Annotated in this window: 11 protein-coding genes; 7 read left to right on the top strand and 4 right to left on the bottom strand. The window is 37.1% G+C overall.

What is annotated here, in order from left to right; all coding sequences use genetic code 11:
- Positions 1-56 precede the first annotated feature (56 nt).
- Genes STRDD10_RS00070 through STRDD10_RS00085 form a run of 4 tightly spaced genes read right to left on the bottom strand, consistent with a single transcriptional unit; the run spans position 57 to position 3,309 of the window.
- Positions 57-320 (bottom strand): lipopolysaccharide assembly protein LapA domain-containing protein, encoded by a 264-nt coding sequence (locus STRDD10_RS00070; protein WP_067191960.1) that lies wholly within the window; start codon positions 318-320, stop codon positions 57-59.
- A gap of 53 nt (positions 321-373) precedes the next feature.
- The gene (gene gatD, locus STRDD10_RS00075; protein ID WP_067191963.1) at positions 374-1,162 is read right to left on the bottom strand and encodes a lipid II isoglutaminyl synthase subunit GatD; all 789 of its coding nucleotides are present in this window, start codon (positions 1,160-1,162) and stop codon (positions 374-376) included.
- Positions 1,162-2,505, bottom strand: a complete 1,344-nt coding sequence (murT, locus tag STRDD10_RS00080) for a lipid II isoglutaminyl synthase subunit MurT (RefSeq protein WP_067191966.1) — start codon at positions 2,503-2,505, stop codon at positions 1,162-1,164. The genes gatD and murT overlap by 1 nt, the downstream gene beginning before the upstream one ends.
- Positions 2,506-2,553: 48 nt before the next feature.
- The gene (locus tag STRDD10_RS00085; protein ID WP_067191969.1) at positions 2,554-3,309 is read right to left on the bottom strand and encodes a helix-turn-helix domain-containing protein; all 756 of its coding nucleotides are present in this window, start codon (positions 3,307-3,309) and stop codon (positions 2,554-2,556) included.
- Between the two features lie 367 nt (positions 3,310-3,676).
- On the opposite strand from STRDD10_RS00085, the gene cdaA reads away from it, so the two are divergent.
- The 7 genes from cdaA (at position 3,677) to STRDD10_RS00110 (ending at position 9,305) form a co-directional block, all read left to right on the top strand.
- The gene (cdaA, locus tag STRDD10_RS00090; RefSeq protein ID WP_067191972.1) at positions 3,677-4,525 is read left to right on the top strand and encodes a diadenylate cyclase CdaA; all 849 of its coding nucleotides are present in this window, start codon (positions 3,677-3,679) and stop codon (positions 4,523-4,525) included.
- Positions 4,522-5,256 (top strand): CdaR family protein, encoded by a 735-nt coding sequence (locus tag STRDD10_RS00095; protein ID WP_067191975.1) that lies wholly within the window; start codon positions 4,522-4,524, stop codon positions 5,254-5,256. Before cdaA ends, STRDD10_RS00095 begins: the two co-directional genes overlap by 4 nt.
- Before the next feature lie 4 nt (positions 5,257-5,260).
- Positions 5,261-6,613, top strand: a complete 1,353-nt coding sequence (gene glmM / locus STRDD10_RS00100; RefSeq protein WP_067191978.1) for a phosphoglucosamine mutase — start codon at positions 5,261-5,263, stop codon at positions 6,611-6,613.
- Positions 6,614-6,815: 202 nt separating this feature from the next.
- Positions 6,816-6,944, top strand: a complete 129-nt coding sequence (locus tag STRDD10_RS10240; RefSeq protein WP_082781993.1) for a DUF4044 domain-containing protein — start codon at positions 6,816-6,818, stop codon at positions 6,942-6,944.
- Positions 6,945-6,960: 16 nt separating this feature from the next.
- A complete protein-coding gene (gene obgE, locus STRDD10_RS00105; protein WP_067191980.1) occupies positions 6,961-8,271 on the top strand; it encodes a GTPase ObgE in 1,311 nt (436 codons plus the stop codon).
- 11 nt (positions 8,272-8,282) lie between these two features.
- Positions 8,283-8,441: a hypothetical protein gene (locus tag STRDD10_RS10715; RefSeq protein WP_156468543.1), complete on the top strand. Its 159-nt coding sequence runs from the start codon at positions 8,283-8,285 to the stop codon at positions 8,439-8,441.
- 234 nt (positions 8,442-8,675) lie between these two features.
- Complete coding sequence (locus tag STRDD10_RS00110; RefSeq protein ID WP_067191982.1) at positions 8,676-9,305, top strand: copper homeostasis protein CutC; 630 nt, start codon at positions 8,676-8,678, stop codon at positions 9,303-9,305.
- Positions 9,306-9,447 lie beyond the last annotated feature (142 nt).

The raw sequence follows: 9,447 nt of genomic DNA on the forward strand, positions 1-9,447 counted from the left end.
ATGTTGATTTTGTTCAGTTGCCCAGTTGGACTAGGTTACTAGGTAACTGAAACTAGCTAAGAAAGATCTTTCTCTTGTAATGGAGGTGCTGTTTTCTCTAGCTCTTTCATTCTTTTTTTCATGGAAAAATTTTTGGGAAGTCCAATTAGAAAGGTGATTAGAGAACCGAGCAGAACAGAGATAAGAATCAAAATGATAAGTGGTAAACGAAAACTTCCTAATAAAAAGCTGACTTCAATACTTTGCATGTTGGCTAGTGATATAGCAGCAACGATAAGTAGGGATAATAGTAATAAGATATAGTGAATTCTTGTTTTCATAGTGACTTTCTAACTGAAAAAATAGGAAAGTTCCAAAAAGGGAAAGGAAGGAATTAATCTTGAAAATCAATCTTACCTTTTATATCAGTAACTTCTTCTGAATTTTCTTGTTCTAGGATTGCATCAAAATCTGGTAGTCGAAGCTCTTGCCCATATTTGTTTTTTAAAGCTGTTGTTACAAGACGATAGGCGAGTTTTGCATTTCTTGAAAGAATAGGACCGTGGAAGTAAGAACCAAAAACATTTTTGTAGTGAACGCCTTCTGACCCGTCTTCTTTATTGTTTCCATTTCCGTAAACGACTTGACCTAGTGGCTTTTCTTTATCGGATAGAAAGGTTCTACCTTGATGGTTTTCAAAGCCATAGTAGGTTTCATTAAATTCGCTATTATGAATTTTGATATCGCCAATGTATCGATTTTTTTCTTGATTAAGAGTGTAGTGACCCATTAAGCCTAAACCTTCTATACGACGGCCTGAAGACTCGATATAATACTGGCCCAACAATTGAAAGCCACCACAAATAGCTAGCAGAACACCATTTTTTTCTATGTATTTTCCTAACTCTTCCTTTTTAAAAGGCAAATCTTTTGCAACAATAGATTGTTCATAATCTTGTCCCCCACCAAAGAAAACAATATTATAGTAGTTTGCATCAAATGGATCATTTAAAGAAACAATATCAATCTTTACAGCACATCCCAACTTCTCAGCAACATATTTTAGCATGAGAATATTTCCATTATCTCCATAGGTGTTCATGAGATTACCATAGAGGTGAGCTATGTTGAGTTGATAAGAGTGGTTAGTATCTTTTGGAGACTCTAAAGAAGTGTAGACCATTATTTCATTTCCTTCTCAATGATATGGTGACTGGTTAGTAGTTCGCGGAATTCTAGCATAGCTGTGTAGGTTGCTAAAATATAGGTATGCTGACAGTCCTGTTGTTTAATCTTCTCAATGATTTCAGAAAGATTTTCTAATTCAAAAATTTGTTCGGAAGGGTATCCAGTGACGCGAAGTCTCCGAGCAATTTCTGAGTGACGCACCCCACCTGCAGTAATATGAGGGATGTCCATGTTCGTGATTTGCTCGAAGTCAGCATCCCATATCCAGCTTGTATCGATACCATCTGCGTAGTTGGCATTTAGTAAGACAGATAAGGTGAATGGAAAAGGCGCCCGTTTTATCATTTCAATAGCTTGTGTAGCACCTACTGGATTTTTAATTAAAACAAGAGTACATTCTTTATCACCAATTTGGAAAGTCTCTTGTCGACCAAACACCGCTTTACTTTTATCAAAACCTTGTTTAATTGTTTTTGCATCAATTCCTAAGAATCGAGCAATAGAAACAGCAGCAAGTGCATTATAGATATTGTAAAGCCCTCCAACGTTAATGGCGTATTCATTTCCATCAATCACAAATTTTGAATGATTGTGTGTGAGTTCAACTAATTCAGAAAGCGAATAATCTAGTTTTGGTCGCTGAAAGGAGCAATTTTCACAGAGATAATTCCCCAGATTTGCATAGGTATTTGACCTGTATTTTAAGATATGGTGACAGTTTGGGCAAAGAATGCCTTCGGTATTGTAATGAGCTAGTGTGGGAAGATGTTCTTCTATATCAAAACCATAATATTGAACAGGGTTTTTTAGAACTACTGAGTTAAATAAGGGACTATCACCATTCATCAAAATAGTAGCTTCAGGAACCTTATTTGCAGCATCTAAAATCATCTGATAAGTTGTGTAGATTTCTCCATAACGATCCATTTGATCACGAAATATATTCGTAAAGACAAATAAACTTGGCTGAATATAGTCGCAAATACGTGATAGGCTGGCCTCATCAATCTCTAGTACGGCAATATTTTTTCCTGATGGATTTCTCTTTGCGTTCAAAAAGGTTGTTGTAATACCAGTAATCATGTTAGCACCACTAGTATTGGTGACTACAGGACCGTAAGCCTGATTGAGAATCCCAACTGTCAAGGAAGTTGTAAGTGTTTTTCCGTTTGTTCCAGTAATGACGATTATCTCATAATTTTTGGCAAGTGTTTGAAGAATATCTTTATCAAATTGTAATGCAATCTTCCCTGGTAAAGTTGATCCTCGACCAAGTTTTTTTAAAAAATAGTTAGCGCTTTTTGCAGCAACTAATCCAGTGTAGGTGTTTAATTTCATAAGCATTATTGTATCATAAAAAATAGAAAGTCTAAAGCGGGAAATTTTCTAAAGTTCATTAGGATAGACGGGAGTAAAGGTGCCCACTACCTGGTAAGACTTGAAGTGAGTATATTCATCTAAATGGAAGTAGAGGTCTTTATAAGAAGGATTTAAAGAGACGAGTCTTAATTGGTTTCCTTCTTGATACACCTTTTTAAAATAGGTACGATCTTCTATCGCTACGACAAGAAGTTGACCTGAAAATTGACTTCCAAAAGTTTCTTTCAGATAAAGCATATCACCGTTATGATAGGTAGGTTCCATAGAGTCACCGTTAATCATAGTTGCAAAATCATGAGTGGGAGGTTCTTCATCTGTAAAGACAGTATAAGTGTCCGTATCGTCATAACCAAATCCAATTCCTGCAGCAACTTCAGTAATTCCTCTGACTTCAAACAAAGTCGTTGTCTTTTGGGGAAATGATAAAACGGAAGGATTTTCTTCAGGTATATTGGAAACTGTATTTATTTCTAACTGTTTTTTTGCAAATTCTAACACTAACTGTTGTTTCGCTCTTGGTAATTCTTGCGAAATAGTTGTGATTTCGTCTACAAGTCCATCTGTATTCCACCCCATCAACAACGAAGGCGTCGTACTTAAAGCCTGAGCGATGATAGAGAGTATCTCAGTAGGAATTTTTTCGATATCCCCTTTTTCATATCTAAAGATAGTTGAACGAGAAAGTCCGGTTTTTTCAGCTAAAAAATCAGCATTATAGCCTAGCTCTTTGCGTCTAGCTTTTATTTTTTCTCCTAGTATCATTGAGGCTCCTCCGTTTGCATGCTTCTATTATAGCATTTTAGATAAAATTGTCAAAAAAATAGTTGCAAAAATGCGATTTTAGTATTGACGAGCGGTGCTTAATCAGGTATACTATACATAAAAGTCGCAAAAATGCGATATTTTTTTGGAGGATGATATGAAATCAATTACAAAATACACTCTATTGGCTTTGCTATGTTTTTTAACAATTGCTGTCTACTCTATTTCAAAACTATTCTTAACAGTTTTTTTAGCAGTTTTTCTTAGTGTTTAAAGAAAATTTCAATAGGAATTTTTAGAAAATTCAATCAAAACGTGTTATAATGATAAGGGAGTTTTTTCGTTTCATTCTAGAAAGAGTTTTGATATGAATTTTCAACAATTATCCAATCTTCAATATTGGGAGAGTATATTTTCAAGCCCTTGGGCAATTTTTATCAATTTTATAGACATCATTTTGGTGACCTGGCTTCTATATTATTTTATACGGGCGATAGTTGGAACCAAAATTATGGTTTTAGTTAGAGGAGTCCTATTATTTGTTTTTGCTCAAGTAATAGCAAGTGCCCTTGGTTTGCGGACTATTTCTTGGCTGATGAATCAAGTTATAACTTATGGAGTGATTGCAGCAGTTATTATTTTTGCTCCAGAGATTCGCGCACTACTTGAAAAACTGGGACGAGCCACTTTATTTTCTTCGGCTCAATTAACTACTGAAGATAAGCTTATTCAAGCCTTTGTAAAATCTGTGGAGTATATGAGCCCTCGTAAAATCGGTGCTTTGGTTACGATTGAGGGGAGCAGAACTCTTCAAGAATATATTGCGACTGGGATACCATTGGACGCGGCTATTTCAAGCGAGTTATTGATAAATATTTTTATTCCTAATACACCTTTACATGATGGGGCAGTTATTGTAAGAAATGACAAGATTGCTGTAGCTTCTGCCTATCTTCCTTTAAGCGAAAGTACTAGTATTCCAAAGGAATTTGGGACCAGACATCGCGCTGCGATTGGTGTTTCAGAAGTTTCAGATGCTTTTACTTTTGTTGTATCTGAGGAAACTGGAGCTATTTCAATCACTCATAACGGAATATTTCAGCATGATTTAACATTGGAGGAGTTTGAAATAGCTCTTCGTAAGGTTGTTAATCAAAATGATGCAAAGAGTAAAAATTCTTTATTAGACCGTTTGACAGGAGGAAAAAAAGAGTGAAACGTCATATATTATATATCATTTCTGCGACTTTTTTTGCTTTGATTCTTTTTGTCTATGCTACAACGAGTAATTTTCAAAATAGTACAACTTCGCGTCAAGTGACTTCAGAAACTTATACGAATACGGTAACGAATGTACCAATTGATTTGAAATATGATAGTGACAAGTATTTTATCAGTGGTTTTTCTTCAGAAGTTTCTGTTGATTTATCAGGATCAAATCGCTTGATGTTGAATACAGAAATGCAAGAGACAACACGTAATTTCAAAGTTTCGGCAGACTTATTGACGGTTTCTTCAGGTACAGTGGAAGTTCCTTTAAAGGTTGAGAATTTACCTAGTGGTTTGACAGCTTCTGTAAAACCTAGTAAAATAAATGTAACAATAGGGAAAAAAATTAGTAAAGATTTTACTGTAAAATCAGAAATAAAGCCTGAACAAATTAGTGAGGATGTTGAAATAGAGTCAACGACCTTATCTCAAACAACAGTTTCGGTTACAAGTGATAATAATACCATTGAGCAAATTGATCATGTTGAAGCTGTTTTACCGGATGATACGACGATTAATGGTAATTTTTCTGGAAAAGTTTCTCTACGAGCTGTTGATGCGAATGGCGAACTTTTGGCTAGTGTGATTTCACCATCTGAGGTTAGTCTAAAGGTGGTAGTAAAGTCGTCTAGTTCTTCTGATTCAAGCTCGTCTAAAAATGATAAAAATAAAGGATAAAATAATGGGAAAATATTTTGGTACGGATGGTGTACGTGGGGAAGCCAATGTTGAATTAACACCTGAATTAGCTTTTAAATTAGGCCGATTTGGAGGCTATGTTTTAAGTCAACATGAAAAGGAAGTTCCTCGTGTCTTTGTTGGTCGAGATACTCGTATATCAGGTGAGATGCTAGAATCTGCTCTAGTTGCGGGCCTTTTGTCCGTCGGAATTCGTGTTTATAAGTTAGGTGTCATTGCTACACCTGGTGTGGCTTATTTGGTTAAGTCGGAAAAGGCAAGTGCTGGGGTGATGATTTCAGCAAGCCATAATCCAGCTTTAGACAATGGAATTAAGTTCTTTGGGAGTGACGGGTATAAACTGGATGATGAAAAAGAGCTTGAGATCGAAGCCTTGTTAGACGCTACTTTGGACGAATTACCTCGTCCTAGTGCGCAAGGATTGGGTTACTTAGTTGACTACCCAGAAGGGTTACGGAAATATCAAGAATATCTGGTTGAAACTGGATTTGAACTTGAGGGTATGCATGTAGCGCTTGATACTGCTAATGGTGCAGCGTCAACTAGTGCTCGTCAAGTGTTTGCCGACTTAGGAGCTACGCTATCAGTTATCGGGGAAACACCTGATGGTTTAAATATTAATGCTCAGGTTGGGTCAACTCATCCTGAAAAACTACAAGAGTTGGTTTTAGAGACTGGTGCGGTGATTGGACTTGCTTTCGATGGTGATGCCGATCGTTTGATAGCGGTTGACGAGAAGGGGCAGTTAGTTGATGGCGATAAGATTATGTATATCATTGGGAAGTACATGTCTGATAAGGGGATACTCGCACAAAATACGATTGTGACAACGGTTATGTCTAACCTCGGTTTCCATAAGGCTCTTGAGCGTGAAGGCATTCATAAGGCTGTGACGGCGGTTGGTGATCGTTATGTTGTGGAAGAAATGCGTAAATCAGGTTTTAATCTTGGTGGTGAACAGTCAGGCCATGTCATTATTTTGGATTATAATACAACTGGTGATGGGCAATTAACCGCTGTACAGTTAACGAAAATCATGCAAGAAACTGGACAAACTCTTTCTCAATTGGCTTCAGAAGTTGAAATTTATCCACAGAAACTAGTCAATATACGAGTAGAAAATAGCATGAAAGAGCGTGCAATGGAAGTGTCTGAAATTGCAACCATTATCTCTCAGATGGAAACGGAAATGGGTGGTGATGGACGTATTCTTGTTCGTCCGAGTGGTACGGAACCACTTTTACGGGTAATGGCTGAAGCACCGACGCATGAAAAAGTTGACTATTATGTTGATGGGATTGCTGATGTTGTTCGTCAAACCATTGGAATTGAATAAACAAATTTAAAAATTGGGAGTCATTGCTGTTACTGGTTTTGCCCCCTTTTTTTGTTTCAATATTTGAAAAAATATGTGCTACATGCTACAATAGTATTATTATGTATATATCTCGGAAATCATATAAACAAAACGAGGATAAATTGGATTATATTAGTGATGTTGTTGATTTTTATGGATGTAGTAAGGAGAAAAATATTTTATGGCATTTGGAGATAATGGACAACGTAAAAAGACAGCTTTTGAGAGATTAACCACTTTGGTTATTTGGATTATGTTAATCGTGACAGTAGGAGCCCTCGTGCTTGGAGCGATTGGAGCATTGACCTAGATAGAAAGAGATAAAAATGAGTATGTTTTTAGATACAGCTAAGATTAAGGTCAAAGCTGGTAAAGGTGGCGATGGTATGGTAGCCTTTCGCCGTGAAAAGTATGTCCCAAATGGAGGACCTTGGGGAGGTGACGGTGGTCGTGGAGGCGATGTTATCTTTCAAGTAGACGAAGGTTTACGAACTCTCATGGATTTTCGTTATAACCGTAATTTTCGAGCGGATAATGGCGAGAAAGGAATGACTAAAGGTATGCATGGTCGTGGTGCTGAGGATTTGCTAGTACGAGTTCCACAAGGTACGACTGTCCGAGATGCAGTATCTGGTAAGGTCATTACAGATTTGGTTGAAAATGGTCAAACTTATATTGTCGCACACGGTGGCCGAGGGGGGCGAGGAAATATTCGCTTTGCGACTCCCAAAAACCCCGCACCTGAGATTTCCGAGAATGGCGAACCAGGTCAAGAACGTGATTTGGAACTCGAGTTGAAGGTTTTGGCAGATGTTGGTTTGGTTGGTTTCCCTTCAGTTGGGAAGTCCACACTACTTAGTGTCATCACTTCTGCCAAACCTAAAATTGGAGCGTATCATTTTACAACAATCGTTCCAAATCTAGGCATGGTTCGGACTCATTCTGGTGATTCATTTGCTGTTGCAGACCTTCCTGGTTTGATCGAAGGAGCAAGTCAAGGGGTGGGGTTAGGGACACAGTTTCTCCGTCATATTGAGCGAACTCGAGTTATTCTTCATGTAGTAGATATGTCTGCTAGCGAAGGAAGAGATCCTTATGAGGATTATTTAGCGATTAATAAGGAATTAGAATCTTACAACCTTCGTTTAATGGAACGTCCCCAAATTATTGTAGCCAATAAAATGGATATGCCCGATAGTGAAGAGAATTTGAAAATTTTTAAAGAAAAATTAACTTCTCATTTTGATGAATTTGAAGAACTTCCAATGATTTTCCCTATATCTAGTTTGACTAAGCAAGGCTTGGGAACTCTTTTAGAAGCAACAGCAGAATTATTGGACAAAACGGATGAATTTCTCCTGTATGAAGAAACAGAAATGGAAGAAGAAGTTTACTACGGATTTGATGAAGTTGCCCCAGAATTCGAGATTAGTCGCGAAGATGATGCAGCTTGGGTTCTTACAGGTGATCGTCTAGAAAAATTGTTCACCATGACAAATTTTGATCGGGATGAGTCTGTTATGAAATTTGCACGTCAATTACGTGGCATGGGAGTTGATGAAGCTCTTCGTGCAAGAGGAGCAAAAGATGGTGATATTGTTCGAATTGGAAAATTTGAGTTTGAATTTATTGATTAAGGAGTAGTTTGATGGGTGATAAGCCGATATCTTTTCGAGATGAAAATGGCAATTTCGTTTCTGCTGCAGATGTCTGGAATGCAGAAAAATTGGAAGAATTATTCAATCGCTTGAATCCTAATCGGAAATTAAGACTGGAAAGAGAACGCTTAAACAAAACTCCTGAATAAAAGAAAAACTGTATTTGTCATGCTCTACTGGTTAAAACTTGTTGTATGACTGAAGTGTCTATCACTTAGGTTGTTGAAATGATAGGTTTCCTAAGTCTCGAGGACAAAAACAGTTCTTTTATATATGATCTCCATATATTCTTTTTAGTTGCAAATATGTTATAATAATATAAAAAAGATTTACCAATCATGCTCCACCTATTTTTGGAGAGAGGATTGAAAAAGGAGAACTGTATGGTATATGAATTTTGTGCTGAAAATATTACCTTGTTAGAACAAGCCTTGCAAGCTGGTGCAAAACGTATTGAACTATGTGATAATCTTGCAGTCGGTGGAACAACTCCTAGTGTGGGTGTTATGACTTTAGCTGTAAAACTGTGTAGCCAGAAGGATGCTCGTGTGATGGCGATGATTCGTCCACGTGGTGGTGATTTTGTTTATTCAGAGGATGAGTTAGAGATTATGTTGACCGATATTCAAGAGGCAGAAGTAACAGGATGTCATGGTGTAGTGTTTGGAGCTCTTACAAAGGACTTTGAGTTAGATAAACCTGTCATGCAACGATTGATTAGCGCTTCTAAAAATATGGAAATTGTTTTTCATATGGCTTTTGATGAATTGAGTTTTGAGGAACAGCTTTCTACTATTGACTGGCTAGTTGAACACGGAGTCAATCGGATCTTGACTCGTGCAGGAAAACCAACCGCTTCTATACAGGAACGTCTTCGACGCTATAAAGAACTGCTTACATATGCGAATCATCGTATTGAAATCTTGGCTGGTGGTGGCATTAACTTGGAGAATAGAGAGCAATTTTTAGAGGTTGGTTTAAAACAACTACATGGGACTAGGGTTGTTTTTTAAAGAGGGTCTGATGTGATTTATTTGCTTACTAGGGATTATGTGAAAGTTTGAATTTGAAGGGAGAACGCCTACTAAAGAGAGTCATCAAATGATGGCTTTTTATTTTATTTTAATTGCAGAATTTACTTTTACTGTGAACTAG

The sequence above is a fragment of the Streptococcus sp. DD10 genome (assembly GCF_001578805.1).
In the GTDB taxonomy this organism is placed as follows: Bacteria; Bacillota; Bacilli; order Lactobacillales; family Streptococcaceae; genus Streptococcus.